The sequence below is a fragment of the Niallia sp. HCP3S3_B10 genome, from assembly GCF_052064465.1.
Taxonomy (GTDB): domain Bacteria; phylum Bacillota; class Bacilli; order Bacillales; family Cytobacillaceae; genus Niallia; species Niallia hominis.
On the sequence record NZ_JBQHVO010000009.1, the window covers coordinates 79,247 to 99,088 of the forward strand.

A 19,842-nucleotide genomic window follows, 5' to 3' on the forward strand; every position below is an offset into this window, starting at 1 on the left:
CTATTTGTAATAATTGTTAATTACTGTGGCATGGGTTCGACATTAAACTGGACTCATGCCTTTTCATTATGTCTTTTTATATAGTTGAGATAATTTCATAATTCCAGCTTTTAAAGAAACACAGACTTACAGAATTTTATCTCCTGTAAAATTTTTTAGCTGCTTTTTTCTTACTTAACTGACGTTAATTCTATCTCCCGCCTAGCTTGGAAGCATTGTAACCAAGCGTCACGAGATCAAAATGGACATTCGCTCTTTTCCCAGTACGATAACCAACATTATTGAGCTGGAAATAACCTTTAAGATAGGTATTTCTACTCTACCGCTGTACGTCGTTTAAAGATGGTTTTCCAAGTTTTTACCCACGAGCTGGTGCGGTGTATCTTCTAAGATTGGTTGTAATTTTTACTTTATATACTCTCGGACACATGTAGGGGCGAAGTGCTTATCAAATCCAATAGGTTCGGGTTCATCATTCCGCTTATTATAAGCAATCACAGATTGCTGCCCCATTCGATTAATTTGGGTATAAATCGCTTCAAAATCATAGCCTGCATCCATTATTTGATAACGTATGGAAGGAAACTAAACGTGTTCGTGAAGTCCTTTTAATAAAGGGATTGTAGCTTTTCCATCATTTAAATTAGCGGAGGATAGAAGAGAGTGAAAGATATACTGGCTCCTTTTCCCTACAGCTAAATAAGCTTTATAGCCATACCAAAAAACATTTTCTTCTATTTTATTGTCATAAAGTGGAAGGTTGTCTTCCTGTTCCGCTTTTAGCTGTTCTTCCTTTGGAGGTGCTGCATCTTTGGCTAGTACATGAGTGGCATCAATGGAAACCGTGTCATCCTCCACAAAGCCTTCTGAAATGGCTTGATGGCGCAGTATTCCTTGCACAATTTCAGAACATCGGAATTCACAAAGAATAATAAATCATTTTAGAATAAGCTACTTCAGAGGGGATAGAGTCTGAAACTAAAAACCCACAGTCGAGACATGTCATGTTGAAACTGTTTCACTCAACCAGCCTTACAAAACGCGATTTTTTCGTTACCACAGAGAAGATCGGTTCCATGTCAATGGTAGAAAAAACAGTTTCAAACCGTTGGGTAGGTTCTAAATGATATAATTCTTGTAGATCAAATAGGATTCCTTATCGTATGATAGTCATAGGAAGTCTTTCTCCAGTCTTATTAGTTTGTGTGGTGCTTACTAAATTCGACATTTTGGGGAGGTACTCCTTTTTTTGTGTATCTGAGACCTTGAGGCTCTAAGTGTTAAATTTATGAAATTGATTCAGTTAATTAAAAAATTCATTTGTTTAAACAGGAAGGTAATTAAATTATTTAAAAGGGGAACTATTATTGGATTTTTCAGGATGGTTTGTAATTATTTTTCTCAATTAAAAAGTATAATGATATCAGACAAAGAAGAAAAAAGGTGTCTAATTTAATTTGTGTTTTATTTTTGAAGAAAATGAAACATTTTCTTATTTTGAGCCGTCAATAGATAAACCAACCGGAAGGAGGTGCTTTATTGCATCATGATATTAAGCAAAGAGGAATTCCATTCCAAGCAACGCGAAGATATATTAAGAGAACTTATTGATCTCTATGCAGAAAGTATTAAAATGTTAGCATTTACATATGTGCAAAACTGGTCAACTGCAGAGGATATTACACAAGATGTTTTTATAAAGTGTTATGAAAAAATGGAAGATTTCAGAGGGGATAGTACATATAAAACATGGCTTTATAAGATTACTAGAAATAAATGTATAGATTATTTGAAAAGTAAATGGTATCGATCGTTTATCCCTACAGATTTTATGAGAGAAAAGTTTGAAAAAACGGAAGAACTTTCTATGGAAGAACAAGTAATAAGTAAGTTTGAAGACATAGAATTATCAAAAAAGGTATTAGCTCTGCCGACTAAGTATCGAGAAATCATTATAATGTTTTATTATGAAGAGTTAAAAATGAAAGAAATACAAACTTTAACAAATTTGAATGTTGATACTATTAAAACTAGGTTAAGACGAGGAAAACAATTGCTTCAAAAAAATGTAGAAAGGGGTAATGGGAATGCGTGAAGATTTGAAGTTTTTAAGAAAGAGTTTGAATAGTACTGTTCTAAAGCATGGGAAAATGAGTATTGCTGAAAAGGATAAACTGTATCAAACTGTTATTAATCATAAAGGCTCAAACAAACATTTTTCTTTTGCACCTGTATTATCAATTGCTGCTATTGCTTGTTTTACTCTATTAATTGGTAGTTTTGTATATAAGCAAATAGAAAATACAGAAAATCAGCAAAATGAACTGGGTTTGATTAACAATCAAGAGGAATATGAAGGCAAAACAACTAGTAAAGATGAAGAACAAAACAGTATAACTTCTTCGAATTTAGCAAGTTTTTTATATGAACTTAACCTTAAGCTAGGTGATGCGTCTAGTAATTATCCGGTTGGAGAGGATACTGCAATGGAAGTGGGAGAATTTGCTGAATATATTTCAGCTGAATTTACATCAAAACTGAAAGAGGAAAAGATTTCAGATAAATTGATGGAAATAGGTTCACTAGGTAAAAATCTACAACAAAAGGAAGATAATGATGAAAAAAGATTGGACAATATTTTTGAACTAGAAAGAGTAGTTAACCAATTGATAGTGATTGCAGAATCTAATGGAATTATAGATGAAAGAAATAATATTATAGAAAAGTCTGAATATAACAACTTAGATAGTTGGTTAAATAGTTTAAAAAAAGATATTCATACAGATTCATATGAACCATTTCGTGAACGTGAAGATTACGAAATGGATTTAGGTCGGTATACTAAAGCATATGCTAAGCATTTTGCAGCGTTAGATGAAAGAGCTTCTGTCAAAGAACAGTTAGAGAAAATCGCAGAAATATCTAATCAAATTGAGAAAGAAAAAGAAAATGAAAAGAGAACAATATTACTGAATAAACTGGATGTTATGGTTGATCAACTGTTAGTAGATAAATAATACAAGAAATTATAGGGGGAATATGTAATATAAGTGAAAAGAATATGGATGAGATACTATAAGTTCAATAGTGATATCCAAAGAATCTTCAGAAAAAATGATTGTTGACGTAAATAAAAAAATCCTGAAGAATGGGACGAAGTTTTTGATAATATCAAAAAAAACTTAATGCCTTTCCAACCGAGATAGAAGGAAGTAGAAAAGAGTTTTTAGAAAGATTAGATGACATCCAAAGAGAACTTGATTCCTTACCAGATAAAAAGTATGACATTGCATTAAATAAAATTTATGATTTACTAAAAAAAGAGTAACCTCACCTCTTGAGACAATGAAGGATATAAAACGGAACAAATTAAATTGATTGAACAGAAAGAAGTAAAGGCAGAGAATGAGAGAAAAAAATATACTGAAAAAACGCATGAATGGTTTGCTTATTATATATCGGTTTATGGGTCAACCAAAGAAAGATGGTATGAATTTGTTACAGAGTATATGACAGATTAAAAGCTAAAATGTTCAACTATTTTAGCTTTTCGTTAATCTCTAGGAGAGGTAAGGGGTAACTAGCTCACACCTATTAATTTAGAGAGCAGATTAGTTATTATTTAGATAACCTTTTAAAAATGATAGAAAAAATAGGTAAAGTTGCTTACAAGGGTAGCACTTTAGTAGGGATATGGAGATACTGTTGAGTATAAGGTTGTTTGGTAACTGGAAATTTTAGTAGTAAAGAACGTTAGATTTAGATGGACAAGAAGATATAACTTTTCTTCCAAGATATTAAGGGAAATAGTATGTCATATATAGATTAAAATTGATAATAATATTTTTTATTTAAATAGACTTTAATGGACTAAATTGCATCTTTTATTTTTCCATTTCATTTAAAGAAGACTCTCGTGCATCTATCCATTCATGGATAGATGCACGAGAGTCTTTACATTTTGGCAGGCGGCTTTCATTAATACTTGTTCAGCTACCTTTTGTATACCGCGTAACCAGCAGTAGCGAAGCCCATGCAGTTCTATTAAATCTGCGAAGTTTCCTTTTCTGAATTTATAAAGTGTTTTTCCGGCTTTGGATAGAGTGACAACTAATATAGTAGTAAAAATAGAGATCTCTTAAAAAGCTCTAAATAGTAATTATTTTATTTTAATAAGACACCCAATTTAAATTATTTTTAATTGGGTGTCTTTTTCTAGTGCGCCCGGCATGCACAAAACCTATAGGGTGCAAGTCCCGAACCCCGAAGACAGAAGTAGAGGTTAGCCAAGAGCTGAAGAGTCTGCAAGTTCGTTACGAAACTTTGCAGTGTTCATCTTAATTAAAGTAAAGTACGTATGGTGGTGGTGTGCTGTGAAAGGCACATCAGAGATGAGGGAAGGCCCCTCGATGGAGATTGATTCAGGTAAATCCATCAAACAAACCTAAGCTGCTGTAATAAAGAGTTACGGTAGTAAGCGTCTAGGGAAAAGGTTGTAGTAAAACAATTATGTAGGATATACAAAGATGAACGAAAGTGAACCGCTGAAGAAGTATCGATAACGTAAAACTTTGCCAAAACCTATCGTTCACCGCTAGATAGGGACAAGAGGAGAAGATAACCTGGAAAGCTGACTACTTGGCAAACGGTATTAAGGCGGCATGAGTGCATGTCAGGCTTTGGTGTGAAACACAGGAACCTGCATTAAAGAATTTGAGGATGACCTCAAAGGAAACCTCTACAAATCGATGATAAGCGAAAAGACCAAGCCACAGAAAGGTGAGGTAGAAATAGCAATGCGAAATGTAGGGGCGGAGGTGCTCGTAGTAGTAACGAAGTTACTGTAATGGTAACGGAGCGAAGGGGCACCATCATTCAACTCGAATACTTAGAACAACTGTGGAGAAAACAGGAGGATTTGATGAAGGAGAGTAAGTCATATAAGATTTCTAAACATATTGTGATGTCCGCTTTCAAAAGAGTTAAAGCGAACAGAGGAAGCTCGGGAATTGATGGACAGGACATAATATGGAACAGAATGAGTTCTGGAAGCTATTTTCCACCTCCGGTAAAGCTTGTTGAAATACCTAAGAAAACCGGTGGAATATGGGGACTAGGAATTCCTACTGTTGGAGACAGAGTAGCACAGATGGTAGTCAAGATGTATTTTGAACCTGAAGTAGAGTCTATATTTCATGAAAACTCCTATGGTTATAGATCAAATAAATCTGCACTGGATGCAATTGGACAAGCAAGGATAATGTGTTGGAAATATGATTATGTCATTGAATTCGATATTAAAGGATTGTTCGACAATATTGACCACGAACTACTAATGAGAGCTGTTAAAAAGCACACAAGAGAGCCGTGGATTATGATGTATATTGAAAGATGACTCAAAACACCATTTATCAACTCGGAAAGTTACAAGATATACCGAAATAGCGGAACATCGCAAGGTGGCGTGATTAGTCCTGTTCTTGCGAACTTATTTATGCACTATGCGTTTGATACTTGGATGGCACGAACAAATCCTGATTCACCATTTGAACGATATTCTGATGATGTCATAATTCACTGTAAAACGGAATCTGAAGCCTATGCAATATTAGGCAAGCTGAATCAGAGAATGAAAGAGTGTAAGCTTGAACTACATCCAAAGAAAACCAAGATCATCTATTGTAAAGATAAGGATAGGACGAAGGAATACCCTATTACGGAGTTTGACTTCTTGGGATACACTTTCCGAAGAATTTTCATTAAAGACAGCTTAGGAAGACTTCAATTCAATTTTCTACCATCAGTAAGTAAGAAGTCTACTAAAGGTTTTCGAGACAAAATAAAAGCGATGAGGATTCATAGATTCACTGGAAGTAAAATTGAAATTATAGCTGAGGTTATTAATCCAACCGTTAGAGGCTGGTTGAATTATTTCACAAGATATAATCCATCAGCAGTGAAATATTCCATTGATTGCGTAAATCGAAGATTAGTAAAGTGGGCAATGAGCAAATACAAGAGGTTTAGAGGTCATCGGAAGCGTGCTGAAGCATGGCTCAAAGAACTCGCAAGAAAAGAGCCCAAAATGTTTTCACATTGGGCTCTTGGAATGATTCCTTAATGACTGAATGATATAAAAGCCGTTGAATCGAGAGGTTCACGTACGGTTCTGTGAGAGCCCTTGGGTGAAACTCCCATTGGCTACTTGACTGAGAGGTCGGGAGTTAATGACTCCCTCCTACTCGATTTTCTATTTAAACAAGCATTTACTTTATTTAAAGATGATTAAGAATCTAAAAGAAGAAAATATCAAGGGAAGAATTAAGTATCTAGAGAGATAAAATACTACATTAAAAATTAGGAATTTAATAACACTGTTCCTATGTAAATATTTAGGTAAGAATCTACGTTTGCTTTAATAAGATAGTCCTTAACTAAGTATTAATATTATATTAATACTATCAAAGCTTCTAAGTATTCGAGCATTTATAGGAGAAATTGACCATATTAATAGTTTTTCTGTTGTGTATCAATCAAATTCTTTGTCCTGGCAATCCATACGTTATTATACTTTTATAACTAATTACTGATTAATATAAATATAATTCTTATGAAGATTAGAATAAAAAGGGAGTTGTCAGTAAATAGATTAGCCCAAAAAACTATTCTTAGAAAGAGTGGTTATAATTAATTTATGGCTATAACTATAACATTCCTATGTGATAATAATCCAACTGTGAGAGTAGTAACAATAAGGGTTAATGGTGCAATTAGAGAAACAACTCATTTGCCACAATGCGAAATATATTATGAAAGAGCTATTCAAGGTTTTGGAAAATTTGTTACACCAAGAAAGAGACTGCCCAATTAGGCGGTCCCTCAGACTGTATTATTTACAGTCAGTAAGCTTGATTTAAGTTCATTTATTTTCTTATAATTTACTATCTTTTTTTTCGGTCTTTATTTTGTCTTTATCAGCTTGATGTGATTGTGCATGCTTAATAAATTCTTGTAATGTGTCTTTTATGATAGTAGGAATTTTAATTCCTATTGCTGTTAAATTTTCTATAATAGATAGTCCTTCATTACCAATAGCTAACCAAGTCATCATTGTTACAAATACAGGTTCAGCATTAACAAGAATATCTAAAAGATAAGCAAAAAATATTGATAATAAAATTGCACCTTTTTTTATGATCCCTAAACCCATAATTGAAGATTTTAGTTTTTTCCTTTGAATTCCCTTCATAATTCCACTTGAAATATCAAGAGCCATCATAGCTAATAAAATTTGAAATGCTTGATCAGTATGACCAGTTACAAATGCATAGGTGGAACCTACTCCTGCTACAATCCAAGTTCCAAATTCTTGTAAATAATTCATAACTTCACCTCCTTATCCAAAGACTCTTATTCCTTTATATCTAAGGATTTATAAATGTAAAATGCATAAAACTATATATATGGAAATTCATGAATTATTAAAATTTTTGTGTATAAGCGATTGCTAAATATTCAATATGTATGTAGATGAAGTAAACTTCCAGTTTCTGATTTAAAAATTTTAATGAGAATCATATCTTTTTTCTTAATAATTACCCATTTTTTAGTTTGTTTTTAAATCCTAATAGTTAATATTTCTTCTACAAATTACTCCTGGTACTTCGGAGATTAATTTTGAAGCTAAATTTTTTAATAGAAAGGAGGAAGCTTTTAGAGTATTGTAACAATAATCATGAATCAGATAATTTATTTTGACTTGTTTATGTAATTTTTTATCTTAAATATATTAAATAGTTTGTAGGGTGTCTTTGACTAAAAATGCATAAAAGGAATCAATTTTTTATATTTTTTCTAATATTTAAACATCAGCAAATCAAAAAAGTAAGTAATAGACGGATAAGGCTAGATTTTCAAGAAATAATTGATTGATTTTCAAATAGAATAATTGCCATTATATTCTTATAATTAGACCTACTTTTGTATAATTCGATTATCTTAAGATAATGATCTAAAAACAATCGTCTAAATTTCCTAAGATACTTGTTATATCCTTTGAAGACTTAAATGATGACAGTATGATAGAAGCCTAAAATTCTCAGAAGCCCTTTTCTGAATAGTATTTTATCAGATGGAGTACGTGGGAGACCTATATAAAGTCTATTATTCTTGGATAAAGGATGAGGAAGAGTTTTTAGTTTGGGATGAAATTGGTTTATTTGAAAAAATAGAAAATAAAGAACAAATGTTCTTTTTAGGAGATATATGTTATATTGTAAGTTATTGGTACAAAAGCGTAGGATGCTTCTAAATCTCCGATTATGATTAAAAAAAGATTTACATTTTTTGTTTTTTTTTGGCTTCTAACAGAACGTACGTTCTTTTTTTGGTTTACGTTTTCAATAGATAAGATATAATAATCAAAATTGCTTTGGAGGGTAAAAAATGAAAAAAACAATCTTATTTTCTAAAAAACCAGCGATTACTATGACATTTGAGGAAGTAAGAAATAGATTTTTACCAATGCTCGTAAAAACTATGAAAATAGCAAATCAAAGATTTATCTTTAACGCTATAGAAGAGGATGATTTTCAACAAATTTTAGAAATTGAATTGTGGAGAGCTTATGAACAATATTCTTCTGAAAATGGGACTTGTTTTTCTACATATTTATTTTATAAACTTCAAAAAGGTGTTCGAAATGCAACATACCATAAATACTCATTAAAAAATCAAGGGATTATTGTGTCAATGAATACTTCTATAAATAAAGAAGATTTTAAGCTGGAAGATATACTTGCTGATAATGATGCATCTATGAATAATTTAGAAACTAACGAACTGTCCTACCTTATTATACAGAATACATCAGATCATGAAAAAGAACTTCTCTCCATTCTTCTAGACAAACAAACGTTCACTGTTAATAGTTATGCAAAAAAGCATGGTATAACACGTCAAGCGGCAAATCAAAGAGTAATAAAGTTTAAAAAAAAGTTGCAAAAAATTATTGCTAATGAGTACTTAGGGATTTCATAATGTAGTATAAAATTCTTATAGTACATAGTTGCGAAATTATCATTTCAATAAATGTCAGTAATTTTTTATACTGTTAATCCCATTATTAAATAAACCCTCTTCTCTATTAATTGAAACAATCTTTTTATACTTTTTCCTCCTTTTAAAAATCAATTAGGCTCTCGTAGTCTTCAATATGTAATAAGATTTTTTGTTTTTATATCTTTTTGGTATAGCCTTTATTATAATTATAATAGCAATACTTTGAAGGGAGGGGGATTATGAAAATAATTATTCGAAAGGACGCTCTAGAATTATATATTAGACAAAATACAGATTATCACGGGCACTTTATCGGAGATGATTACTGGGAAGTGATAATAGAAAAAATAGCTGGAAAAACACTTGAAGTAGATACAGAACAACTTTTTAAATCTGAATTTAATACAAAAGAAATTTTTGGGGTTACCAAGAAGGGAATACGAATACCTGAGGAATATGTGGAGCAAATAATTGATGATCAGCGAATAGGGAAAGCAAAATGTGAATTTTGTAACTGTGTTAGCAATTCATTAAATTTTTGCACGCATTGTGGTAAAGTTGAATATTTAGAACCATTTATTAATGAAATTTAAAGTAATAAAACTTCTTTTATTACTAACTATATTAATAATTTATTTTAAATGAAACAATATTGTTCTTTAATTGTAACTAAAAGACTAAAAACCTATCATTCTTAATAAAATGAATAGATCTAAAGTCCTTACTGTATTTTACAATATTTTTGATTGTTTGACAATAACTATTTTTTATATGAACTAACTGAGTTAATTTCATAATTCCAGCTTTTAAAGAAACACAGACTTATAGAATTTTATCTCCTGTAAAATTTTCAAGTTGCTTGTTGCTTACTTAAATGACGGTTAATTCTATCTCCGCCTAACTTGGAAGCATTGTAAACAAGCGTCACGAGATCAAAATGGACATTCGCTCTTTTTCCAGCACGATAACGAACATTATTAAGCTGGAAATAACCTTTAAGATAGGCATTTCTACTCTACCGCAGTACGTCATTTAAAGATGGTTTTCCAAGTTTTTGACCCACGAGCTGGTGCGGTGTATCTTCTAAGATTGGTTGTGATTTTTACTATACTCTCTGACAAAGACCAGCATTCGCTAACGGGCAGTCTTTACACTCTTTTGAATGTAACTATTATAACTTTAATGTAGAATCTTTAATAAGGACTCTTAAATCACTAGTAGATTATAGTAATAATTATGGTCGAACTATTACCAATCACTATACCTTAGAAAAACTTCCTTATTATAATTAAAAAAGGAACATTTGTGGTTAAAAGAATACCCTATATTTAATGTATTTATTAGCAATTAACTTATAGTTTAAAGAGCATAAAAAATTTAATTTTTTTGGTTAATTATGAAAAAACAATAAAAAAATAGTTGTTATAGAAAGGTTAGAATCCGGTTAATTATGAAAAAAACATTAATGGGATTTGCCATAATTCCCCGGAATACTACCAAAATAAACCTGAGTTATTCCCTAAATAAAGGAGTTTGGAGAGCTACGTTTGATGTTGCATTAGCGCATATTGAGTTAACTACTTTTTACTTTCCTAACTATATTAAGATGCAAAATCCGTATAAATAAACAAATTTAGACATGAGTTCATTGTTTTATACGGAGTAGATATACTTAATAAGAGTGATTATATGATAAGATAAGAGCAAGTAATCTCATGCGAGCGGTGATTAATAATGAATGATAAAGTTAATTCATCAAAGCGCGAAAATTTATTTTTAGCAAAGAAATATTTGATAGCAAATATCTATTACACTGCAAAAATAGAGGGACTTAATGTAACGTTTCCACAAACCAAAACCATTCTAGATGGAGTATCCGTTAGCAACTTAGATATTGATGACGTACAAAAAATTTTAAATCTAAGGAATGCTTGAGATATACCATAAATAATATAGACAAACCTTTTAATTTAGATTATGCAAAGAAAATAAATGAATTTGTTGCCTATAACGAAAGTTTAGAATGGGGAGTTTTAAGAAAAGGAAATGTTGGAATTTCAGGGGGAGAATACCGACCAACTATTCCAGTTGAAAATGAAGTTATAACTGAAATGGAAAGAATCTTAAACATTTCTAGTGTGACAGAAAGAGCATTGACTTATATGTTGTGGGCTATGAGAAGTCAATTATTCTGGGATGGTAATAAATGTACAAGTATCATTTCCGCTAATAAGATTTTATTAGAACATGGTAAAGGTATTGTAACGATTGAAGAGAAAAATTTAGGAGAATTTAATGAAAGACTTTCTAAATTTTACGAGACAAACGATTATAATCACATTATCCATTTTTTATACAATAAATGTATTTTTGGAATTGATTATGACGACTAATATAGTAGGGAAAATAGAAATCTCTTAGAAAGCTCTATATAATAATTATTTTATTTTAATTAGACAACCAACTTAAATTATTTTTTATTGGTTGTCTGTTTCTATTTAAACAAGCATTTACTTTATTTAAAGATGATAAGGTTCGGCTTTTTGTTACAGAAAAACATTAATAGCCATTCTCCAGTTGTGCCAGTCTTGTACTAATTTCCAAATTAAAAGATAAAAACCATTCTCTTTTTTCTTCTAATGCTTTTTAATAGCGGGAGTTTCTTCCGTGTTGTTTTTGGGTCAACACAAGTTAATACTCCTATAAGGCCCTCCCAATCATTATTTTTACACAGAGGGTACAAATATAGAGCTTTTAATCCAAGCATGTGAACTTTAATTGTTAGATAAGTGGTAGATATCCATAAGATTTTTTTTATTGAATTGTATCGGCTTAAACGTTTTACCGGATCTAAGGAAACAGGAAAAAGGGTGGGTATATCTTTTGTCTTGACACCTCTATCAAAAGCTTTTAAATTTGCAAACTCAATTTTTCATTTCCATATATCATACGGTTCAAAACCCTCTCATAAAAGTGTATGGTACACCTCAATGTAGATAACTGAATATTCAAACCGATATAATCTAGACATTTTTTATTATAGAAAATGGTTAGCATTCTCATTCTTTGTATACACTTCTTTTTCATTCCACTACAAGCTTTGTAAGTAAAAATTCTTTCCACATAGTAAGTATTTTCTATTATTTTGTCCTAAATGTTGTTTATTCTGCAAGTACATAATTGTAAAGAAAGTAGTCATTACTCGAACATCTATTGGTTATAAATTAAAAGTAGATATCTTCAATGAAGCTATTAAGTAATCCAGTTACTTATAACACCAATTATATTAAAAAGGGGGAAAAGTCGATGTCTAACTCGCTTAGAAAAAACCAATTAGAAAACTTCCTTACTGAAGCTAACAGAAGAAAGGAATACCATTGTAAAAAGCCAATATAAAGAGAACAAGTTTGAAGGTTTATATTCGGATGCTCTTTATATCAAAATCAGTTTAGAAGAAAGCTCACTCTCCTTACTTCATCCGATAAAAAGATTTGCAAATCCACTTTGACCATATGAATGAGATTATAGAAAGTGAACCTTTTAATCTGTTTTTCATCTCATAATGGGACTAGAATCGTTTTTCAAATAAACAATCGCTCTAGTTTCTGTATGAATCAGTTGTACCTGTTTCTGAATACTTCTTAATCTGGTACGGAATTAAGTTCTCTATGCATGTTATCTAGTCTTTCTAAGACTTCTTTTCTATTTCCCTCCATCTTGTTTAGCAAGGTAGTAAGTTCTTTTTGGATATTATCTAAAACCCCTTTCCTTTTTTTGCACATTTCTGTAGGTGTATTTTTCTTGAATATCTTCATTTCCCTTTATAACCACTAGTCGAATATGTCGAAGATTTTTTGTCTGTATTAATATTTCCCAATATTTTAATGTATATTTCTTACAATAAATACAATAGATTCTAAAATTCATTATTTTACAAGTTGATTAGGATGGTTTATAATAATATTATTGTGTAATTTCCACTATTTACATAATAATGGTAAAACCACGTAAATATTAGTTAACTAGAAATAGAAAAAGTCAACAGGTGTGTGTTTAATAGAAAGGAATGATTCAAATTAAGAAAATATCAAAGATTTTTTATAGATACGTCCCCCTGTTATTACTACTCTTATTACTCGCTGGATGTGCAGATGATATAAACAAGAAATCACCAACAGAAAATTTAAAGAATAGCTCAACATCAGAATCCAAACCTGCTACAAAATCGGACGATTATAAAAATCCTTCATCAGAAAATACACCAGATGAGAATAATAGCTCTGAGGATAAAGATGATGCCAATAAAAAGGGCACTCAAAATGGAGCGGATAAAGATACTTTTAATGAAAAATCCGATATTGATAAAAATGACTCTCAGAATAATATAGATAATCCAAAAGGTCAAAACGAAAAACAGAATACTCGAATTAAAACAAACACGGATAAAAAAGATCAAGAAAAAGCCATTTCTTTAGTTAAAGACTATTTGCGTGATAAAGGTGCATTAATTGAGGACGAAAATAACTTTGTTGGTTATGATGGTGAGATAAATAGCTATATCATCGTAAGATATTCAACTTTAGTATCAGGTCACACTTCTACAAATGGAAGATACGCAGTAAATCTACATAGCGGGGAGTTAGTGGATGTTACCGCTAATCCAGATTTTTTCAATTAATAAATAGGCATTTTTTTCTTTTTTAGAATATTAATCGTTAAGTGAAAGTAAGAAGCTTCTCATAAAATGGAAAGCTTCTTACTTAATTTAAAAATTCTTAAAACACTTGAATAGCTATTGCATAAGCGCTTTCGCGTTCTGGTAAATGAGTCTCTTCTGTAATGGTACCATTAACCCTTATTGAAACTGTTCGAACTGTTGGATTTGTATCACATAAATCATTCATGTTATTTAACTCCCACCAAAATCCAGATGCAATCCATGGATAATTTTCAGCAACATAAGAAGATCCTTCACTTAGAACTTTAGGGTCATTTACTTCCTCGGCTAGTTTTGTATAGTTATAGCGTCCAGTCATTTGTATATAGCCCGCACCCTTATATTTTGGCCCATCACCAGGATAAATATTCCCCAAATCTTCTCTCCCTTCATAGCGAACCCCAGGATCTTCCTCTTCTGTATAATATCCATATAAAGACTCGACAGATGCTTGGCTAATAAAATGACAAACTCTTAATTTAGATGTAATATCATATGTTTGTAAGGTATCATTCAAACTTTTTAACATAGAAGGTGTTAGATATTCACTATACCAACCAATTTGTTCTAGCTGATTTGCTGTTACAATAATATCTACTGAATTTTGTCCATGATCTCTTCCAGATTTAATATTATTATCAATCTGAATATACCCTTCACCTGAACCGACACTAATAGTTGATATTTGGTCGAATGCCCAATTGGATGGAAGGGGAAATCCTAAGTTTCCACTAAATCCAGCGGACATGCCACTAACAAAACTATATTTGGCATACCCTGCTTCTGAAACCTGAATACAAACATTTCTTGCTCCATATACTCCTACATTATAGATTCCCTGCGAATCAAACACTTCTTTAATTGCTTGGAAATGTGGAATGATAGATCCAACAATATCTTCTCCTAATGCATCAAAATCAACTGAGAAATATATAGTCGTTCCTTTTTTGAATCCATATTCTTTTGCTGCTGAATAAGCGGCTCCTGCATCTTTTTTTCCTTGTTCATAATTAAAATAAGATAACGAACTCCCTAGAGTTTGATATATAGGAAAAACAGTGAGGCCTGCCTCAAATATATTTTTTAATTCTCCCGGTTGTATTTTTTTATTTAACCCAGAAGCAGAAGCATTTGTAAGATATCTCCCTACTGTTTCATATCCTGCCAATTTAAGAGCTTGGGCTTTTTTAGGAGTAATCATAGTAACACAATCGCATGCTGTCCCTCTTCGATCAGCATCACCTGTACTTACTAAAGATGATAACCATGTTTGTTTATCCGCTTGTCCATTTATAGTTAACATGGAGAAACGTTGAAATTCTTCTGTTTTACTTTGTAAGGCACTATTAAAATAATCTGTAAAACTAGTATTCTTAAATCCGTTAAAGTGAAGTGCAAATTGGAATAGTTTTACGAAAGGACTTGTTTGTCCCACTTTCAAAGTTGGTAATCCAGCTTTGGTAGCAGGACCTATCGCACCCGTTTGACTGGAAGGAGCGATCCCTATTTCAGTCTGAATCCCATAAATTAATGCTCTATTCGTTCCCCTTTGATAGTGACCATCACAAGGTTGGACTCCTGATGTTTTATAATATTTTCTATTTAATTCCTGCTGAATAGTTCTAGTACCCGGATCCCCATTTAAAGTTAATTTATACGCATCCATTGTAAGAAAAGCTTTAAATATATAGTCGTAAACTTTGCCATCTTGAACTGAAAGTCCCGCATCATTTTGTAATTTAGCCACACTTTGTCCCATATAATTGGAAAAGACTCCGTCTCGAAAAGCTCCTGGATCATAACCTTTACAGTACATAGCACCTTGTAAAATAGTTATGATTGCGATTTCCTTTCTTGATTGACCAATAAAACCCGGTGATAGCTCACCAAATTCTTTGTATTTTTGTGCTGTAGAAGGACCAAAACTATCTACTAAAGTTGTAATTCCTAATTCATGTTGCAAAGCTTTAGTTAAGCCATAAACAGTAGACCATCCAGTTTTTCCATTAGTAGGTACTGGATCGAATCCATTAACATTTGAATAGTTTTCGTTCAACCAATTTTGTGTTGCTAATACCATAGCATCTGACATCAATTTTGCCTTCTTTCTTTTATAAATTTATTATAATTAAATATTACTTCAAACAACTATACCTCTCACAAACCTCCTTTATAATTTTTTGTACCATGTAGAAAGAAAGTCTTAATAAAAATAAGGTAATTATTTCGTTACCTCGCTTCTACATCACTTTTATATCTCAAGAAATTAAAATGTAAATTAGAGTTTCAATATTTTTTTTCTTATAAAGATGGTTGTTTAATTAGGGAATAGCATACAATCGACTTTTATATTTCGCAGAGAAAAGATGCACAATGTTGAATAATTTGTTACTGATACAAGTCCATATATAGCACTGACTTTAGCTAAAACATAAAGATTATTATGGCTATAACTCGATTATTAAAATTGTAAATCAACCCTTTTTTTATCAATGGATTTCTTTATATACTAAATATTAATTAATATTCTAAAGAAGTTCTCTTATATTATGTAAAATAAATACATTAGCTCGATAAATAAGCTTATTAAAACTCCCTTTAAAATTCTACTAAATTTATCAGGAATAGGTTTACTTCTAATCCATTCTTCGGCAGCCTTCAAAATAGAAGGTTGCCAAAAGGAGTAAATGAAAATAAACCAAAAAAATGAAAGCTAACAGTATGATTTTTCATACTGTTACAAACTACTTTATGGCTATTACTTAATCTTTTATTTCCAAGCACACCATTACTTATGGTTAAAAATGTCTTGACCATAGTTAAACTTTTTATTATGATAAGGTTACAAGTGAAAAAACAACGGGAAGTCCCCGAGAATTCTATGGCATTGTACATTGTACAATCTTCCATAGTCTTTTCGGGGATTTTTTTTATTGTTTTTTTCCTTGATTTAAAAGGAGGGATTTAAAGAATGAAGACAGAGGCATTCAAAAGAGTAAACGGGCTGATGGATATTCCTTTTTATCTAGGAGCACTTTTACTTACTTATCTGTACTTAATTATTCCAGATTCTGCATTAGCAGCATGGAAAAAGGCTGGTATCACAAGCCAAGGAAATGTGGAAAACAGTAAAATTTACACTCAATTAAACAACGTCGTATATCTTATCACTGGTATTGGAGCAATATGGGCACTTGCTTGTATTGTATTCGCAGGAATGAAACTTTCTGGTTCTCAAGGAAATCCACAATCAAGAACACAGGGGTTTGTTGGTCTTGCAATGGCGGGTGTTGGAGTTTTTGTAATTGTTCAAGCTAAAACAATTGCCGGTTACTTTGCTGGATTTGGTATTTAAAAATATGATGAAAACCCCTCTTGAATTTTTATTTATAGAGGGGTTCATTTCTAAGAAAGGAAGGTATGCAATGAGCCGACGAGCTGAAGTTCCAATAGACATGGCTTCTGAGCAAAAAACTATTTTGGGTTTTATTTCAAGTAGACAGCTGATTTATCTGTTATCAGCTGGAGCAGTAGTTTATGCCTATATCCCTATGGTTTACAAAATTTTCTCGGCTGCAGGTGTTATCGTCGCATTGATAGCATGTGTTTTCAGTGTATTTCCAACAGCTATTTTTGTGATAGTATTTGGATTTTTTAAAAAGAAAAACCTCCATTTAAATTTTGATCAATACTTTTTAATAAAGATGAATATGAAAAAACAAAATGGGATTTGGCGAAAGGGCACATATCCAAAGAAATGGATGGTGAATCGTTAATGAGTACTCTCTTAATTATGCTGCTGTTTGCGGTGGGGGCATATGTCTTTATGAAAATCATGTTAAAGGAACCGATTATTCCTGGTAGAGAAAAGAAAGCAACACCAATAAAGCTTAACAAGAAAGAAAATGGAAAAGGGAAGAATAATCCTCTTAATGCAGAAGAAAATCCAGAAATTTTCGAGGAGCTATTTTCGGAAGTAAAAGACATTTCTAATCACCTTATTCACTATAATGATTACTCCTTTTCAATAATCGCGGAAGTAGATCCAGTTAACTACTTTCTTAAGAGCCAATTTGAACAAGAGGCTATTGATGTTACATTTGAGAGTTGGACAGCAACACTTAATTATCCGGTAGGTGTTTACCTTCAAAATCGTTTTGTTGATGTTTCTGAACCTATTGAAGCGATGAATAAAGTAATGGAAGAATCAAAAGATTTAAATGAAGCAGCTCTATCTTTTGGACAAGCAATGATAGCGGATATCGTGGAATGGCAAAAATCCACTCCAAGATTCGAAACTAAAATTTATCTAATCTTCACTCATAAAATTAATTTAAATTCTATTACCGCGGATTCTGAGGAAGAGTTAGAAGAGAAAATTGTTGACAAAGCTTTTGCTGAATTAATGAGAAGGGTCAATTCTGCAAGAAACCAATTAAGAAAAGCTGAAATTCAAATTTCCCTTTTACCAACAGAAGGAATTTATGAGTTACTTTACTATACATTTAATCGTCGAAAAGCTGTGAAAAACCGTTTTAAAGATCTGGTTAATCAGGAAAAAAATGCGTTATATGCAACAGCAGATCAAACAGACTCTCATATTGAATTAGTAAAGGAGACAATTCAAGAGTATGAAAATAATGAAGAAGAAAGAGAAAGAGAAAATAAAGCAAGCTAAAAAAGGAAGAAGAAAAAATAATATAAAGAGCAATGAATTGGAAGATATTGATTTTCAACTTGATACGAAACCTACAATGTGGGAAATCATTTCTCCGGAAGGACTAAAAATTGAATCGGAAGACTATGGTGTTATTAAGACTTCTCTAGGGACGAAAACATACTTTAGACCTATGTATATTCCTAGAGATGGATATCCAAGGAAAATGCAAACTAACTGGATAAATTCATTGAAGTCTAGTGGGGAAGTAGATGTTTTTCTTGATATTCATAAAGTTGGTAAATCTGACGCAATCCGAACTCTTCAGAAGCAAATTACAATGTTGGAATCTAACCTCTCTTTTCAAACAAAAAGGGGGAATATTGATCAAGTTAACGATTTAACGGCAAAAATAAGAGATACAGACTTATTAATGACCGAAATACAATTTGGTGAAAATGATATGTTTAACGTTGCAACATTAGCGATGTTATATGCAGAAAACGAGAAGCAATTAAACTACTTTAGTGAGTCTTTAGAAGATGAATTAAGTAGTAGTTTCTTTGGACTAACTAGTACCTGGGGAAGAATCCGAAAAGGCTTTAAAAGTATTTTACCATTTGGAAAGAACCAAATTCACGATGCTCTTAGAAATATAGATAGACGCTCTTTATCTACTTTTGCTCCTTTTATATCTGGTAGCGGAAAGTATATGGGTGGAGTTCCTATAGGGATTAATAAAATTACCGACCAACTTGAGTTTATTAACAGTTTTGGAAATGAAGATTTCCGCCCAGATAACTATACCTGAAATATTCATAGCACTTTAAAAGATGCACGTTTTTCTAAAATGCAGGTGAGAGTTTTCTATCTTTTTATAAGATTGAACATTTTCTAACCTTTAAAATCTAATTAATTTATTTCCCATTGGAAATGTCCTATTTTTAGGCAGACTTCTCCCCTTAACTGAAATTTAAAATTTTTTCAGTTGGTAAAACCAAGTTAAGCTACTCAATCTGGAGTTTTTGTATTTGACCCAATACGTTCCAAAAGAATTTCTGATAGACAAAACTTGATGACAATTTAAAGTAATAAGATCTACCTGATTTCACTAGTTTACTGGCAACTTTAATAAGCCTTGTACGTATGGTATCAATTTGCATCATCTTTTGACCTTGTGGAAAGCAAATGGTTCGTAACCAATTCGTTAAATTATAAGCAAGCAGGCTTAGCATCATTTTTACCGTGTTGACTTGAAAAGAATGACTATTCATGTGATCCAAATAAAAGCCATTCTTTGATTCCTTGATATAGTTCTCCATCGTTCCTCTTTTTTGATAAGCTCGTACGATGTCTTTTGGAGAAGCTATTTCAAAATTTGTAACAAAAAAGGAATGGGCAAAAAGTA

At 31.7% G+C, this 19,842-nt stretch carries 16 protein-coding genes and 4 pseudogenes; 14 read left to right on the forward strand and 6 right to left on the reverse strand.

Annotation, left to right across the window (positions count from 1 at the left end):
- Positions 1-174 precede the first annotated feature (174 nt).
- Positions 175-1,153, reverse strand: a pseudogene (locus tag ACTNDN_RS06975) (transposase).
- Between the two features lie 393 nt (positions 1,154-1,546).
- Between ACTNDN_RS06975 and ACTNDN_RS06980 the strand changes: the two are divergent.
- From ACTNDN_RS06980 to ACTNDN_RS06990, 3 genes are all read left to right on the forward strand, one after another.
- Positions 1,547-2,095, forward strand: coding sequence for a sigma-70 family RNA polymerase sigma factor (locus tag ACTNDN_RS06980; RefSeq protein ID WP_441130982.1), 549 nt, complete (start codon positions 1,547-1,549; stop codon positions 2,093-2,095).
- Positions 2,088-3,017, forward strand: a complete 930-nt coding sequence (locus tag ACTNDN_RS06985; RefSeq protein WP_441130983.1) for a hypothetical protein — start codon at positions 2,088-2,090, stop codon at positions 3,015-3,017. The genes ACTNDN_RS06980 and ACTNDN_RS06985 overlap by 8 nt, the downstream gene beginning before the upstream one ends.
- Positions 3,018-3,374: 357 nt before the next feature.
- Positions 3,375-3,521, forward strand: a complete 147-nt coding sequence (locus ACTNDN_RS06990) for a hypothetical protein (RefSeq protein ID WP_441130984.1) — start codon at positions 3,375-3,377, stop codon at positions 3,519-3,521.
- 401 nt (positions 3,522-3,922) lie between these two features.
- On the opposite strand, the pseudogene ACTNDN_RS06995 reads toward ACTNDN_RS06990, so the two are convergent.
- Positions 3,923-4,102: pseudogene (locus ACTNDN_RS06995) on the reverse strand (transposase); the annotation flags it as partial.
- A 936-nt stretch (positions 4,103-5,038) separates the two neighbouring features.
- Between ACTNDN_RS06995 and ACTNDN_RS07000 the strand changes: the two are divergent.
- A pseudogene (locus ACTNDN_RS07000) lies at positions 5,039-5,734 on the forward strand (reverse transcriptase domain-containing protein); the annotation flags it as partial.
- Positions 5,732-6,121 (forward strand): group II intron maturase-specific domain-containing protein, encoded by a 390-nt coding sequence (locus tag ACTNDN_RS07005; protein ID WP_441130998.1) that lies wholly within the window; start codon positions 5,732-5,734, stop codon positions 6,119-6,121. The pseudogene ACTNDN_RS07000 and the gene ACTNDN_RS07005, both read left to right, overlap by 3 nt.
- A gap of 810 nt (positions 6,122-6,931) precedes the next feature.
- Here ACTNDN_RS07005 and ACTNDN_RS07010 read toward each other — a convergent pair.
- Entirely contained in the window at positions 6,932-7,384 is a 453-nt protein-coding gene (locus ACTNDN_RS07010) for a phage holin family protein (RefSeq protein ID WP_441130985.1), read from the reverse strand.
- Positions 7,385-8,445: 1,061 nt separating this feature from the next.
- Between ACTNDN_RS07010 and ACTNDN_RS07015 the strand changes: the two genes are divergently transcribed.
- Together ACTNDN_RS07015 and ACTNDN_RS07020 are read left to right on the forward strand one after the other, a co-directional pair.
- Positions 8,446-9,039, forward strand: a complete 594-nt coding sequence (locus ACTNDN_RS07015) for a sigma-70 family RNA polymerase sigma factor (RefSeq protein WP_441130986.1) — start codon at positions 8,446-8,448, stop codon at positions 9,037-9,039.
- Between the two features lie 260 nt (positions 9,040-9,299).
- Positions 9,300-9,653 (forward strand): hypothetical protein, encoded by a 354-nt coding sequence (locus tag ACTNDN_RS07020; RefSeq protein ID WP_441130987.1) that lies wholly within the window; start codon positions 9,300-9,302, stop codon positions 9,651-9,653.
- A gap of 257 nt (positions 9,654-9,910) precedes the next feature.
- Here ACTNDN_RS07020 and ACTNDN_RS07025 read toward each other — a convergent pair.
- Positions 9,911-10,219, reverse strand: a pseudogene (locus ACTNDN_RS07025) (transposase); the annotation flags it as partial.
- 575 nt (positions 10,220-10,794) lie between these two features.
- Between ACTNDN_RS07025 and ACTNDN_RS07030 the strand changes: the two are divergent.
- The 3 genes from ACTNDN_RS07030 (at position 10,795) to ACTNDN_RS07040 (ending at position 13,738) form a co-directional block, all read left to right on the forward strand.
- Positions 10,795-10,995, forward strand: a complete 201-nt coding sequence (locus tag ACTNDN_RS07030; protein WP_441130988.1) for a hypothetical protein — start codon at positions 10,795-10,797, stop codon at positions 10,993-10,995.
- Complete coding sequence (locus ACTNDN_RS07035; protein ID WP_441130989.1) at positions 10,992-11,453, forward strand: hypothetical protein; 462 nt, start codon at positions 10,992-10,994, stop codon at positions 11,451-11,453. The genes ACTNDN_RS07030 and ACTNDN_RS07035 overlap by 4 nt, the downstream gene beginning before the upstream one ends.
- A gap of 1,673 nt (positions 11,454-13,126) precedes the next feature.
- Positions 13,127-13,738 (forward strand): hypothetical protein, encoded by a 612-nt coding sequence (locus ACTNDN_RS07040; RefSeq protein ID WP_441130990.1) that lies wholly within the window; start codon positions 13,127-13,129, stop codon positions 13,736-13,738.
- A gap of 97 nt (positions 13,739-13,835) precedes the next feature.
- On the opposite strand, the gene ACTNDN_RS07045 is transcribed toward ACTNDN_RS07040, so the two are convergent.
- Complete coding sequence (locus ACTNDN_RS07045; protein WP_441130991.1) at positions 13,836-15,869, reverse strand: glycoside hydrolase domain-containing protein; 2,034 nt, start codon at positions 15,867-15,869, stop codon at positions 13,836-13,838.
- 879 nt (positions 15,870-16,748) lie between these two features.
- On the opposite strand from ACTNDN_RS07045, the gene ACTNDN_RS07050 reads away from it, so the two are divergent.
- From ACTNDN_RS07050 to ACTNDN_RS07065, 4 genes are read left to right on the forward strand one after another with little or no spacing between them, the layout of a single operon-like run.
- Positions 16,749-17,132 carry a pilin gene (locus ACTNDN_RS07050; protein WP_441130992.1) on the forward strand — a complete coding sequence of 128 codons (384 nt, stop codon included), beginning with the start codon at positions 16,749-16,751 and terminating at the stop codon, positions 17,130-17,132.
- Positions 17,083-17,553: a PrgI family mobile element protein gene (locus tag ACTNDN_RS07055; protein ID WP_441130993.1), complete on the forward strand. Its 471-nt coding sequence runs from the start codon at positions 17,083-17,085 to the stop codon at positions 17,551-17,553. The genes ACTNDN_RS07050 and ACTNDN_RS07055 overlap by 50 nt, the downstream gene beginning before the upstream one ends.
- On the forward strand, positions 17,553-18,455 hold the full coding sequence (locus tag ACTNDN_RS07060) for a hypothetical protein (protein WP_441130994.1): 903 nt from the start codon (positions 17,553-17,555) through the stop codon (positions 18,453-18,455). Before ACTNDN_RS07055 ends, ACTNDN_RS07060 begins: the two co-directional genes overlap by 1 nt.
- Positions 18,418-19,245: a hypothetical protein gene (locus tag ACTNDN_RS07065; RefSeq protein WP_441130995.1), complete on the forward strand. Its 828-nt coding sequence runs from the start codon at positions 18,418-18,420 to the stop codon at positions 19,243-19,245. The genes ACTNDN_RS07060 and ACTNDN_RS07065 overlap by 38 nt, the downstream gene beginning before the upstream one ends.
- Positions 19,246-19,441: 196 nt before the next feature.
- On the opposite strand, the gene ACTNDN_RS07070 is transcribed toward ACTNDN_RS07065, so the two are convergent.
- Positions 19,442-19,842, reverse strand: a 401-nt coding sequence (locus ACTNDN_RS07070) for a transposase (RefSeq protein WP_441130996.1), incomplete at its 5' end; no start/stop codon positions are given.

Coding starts and splice junctions, on each gene's coding strand:
- ACTNDN_RS06980 (WP_441130982.1), top strand. CDS start 1,547: ATGATATTAAGCAAAGAGGAATTCCATTCCAAGCAACGCGAAGATATA.
- ACTNDN_RS06985 (WP_441130983.1), top strand. CDS start 2,088: ATGCGTGAAGATTTGAAGTTTTTAAGAAAGAGTTTGAATAGTACTGTT.
- ACTNDN_RS07010 (WP_441130985.1), bottom strand. CDS start 7,384: ATGAATTATTTACAAGAATTTGGAACTTGGATTGTAGCAGGAGTAGGT.
- ACTNDN_RS07015 (WP_441130986.1), top strand. CDS start 8,446: ATGAAAAAAACAATCTTATTTTCTAAAAAACCAGCGATTACTATGACA.
- ACTNDN_RS07020 (WP_441130987.1), top strand. CDS start 9,300: ATGAAAATAATTATTCGAAAGGACGCTCTAGAATTATATATTAGACAA.
- ACTNDN_RS07030 (WP_441130988.1), top strand. CDS start 10,795: ATGAATGATAAAGTTAATTCATCAAAGCGCGAAAATTTATTTTTAGCA.
- ACTNDN_RS07040 (WP_441130990.1), top strand. CDS start 13,127: ATGATTCAAATTAAGAAAATATCAAAGATTTTTTATAGATACGTCCCC.
- ACTNDN_RS07045 (WP_441130991.1), bottom strand. CDS start 15,869: ATGTCAGATGCTATGGTATTAGCAACACAAAATTGGTTGAACGAAAAC.
- ACTNDN_RS07050 (WP_441130992.1), top strand. CDS start 16,749: ATGAAGACAGAGGCATTCAAAAGAGTAAACGGGCTGATGGATATTCCT.
- ACTNDN_RS07060 (WP_441130994.1), top strand. CDS start 17,553: ATGAGTACTCTCTTAATTATGCTGCTGTTTGCGGTGGGGGCATATGTC.
- ACTNDN_RS07065 (WP_441130995.1), top strand. CDS start 18,418: ATGAAGAAGAAAGAGAAAGAGAAAATAAAGCAAGCTAAAAAAGGAAGA.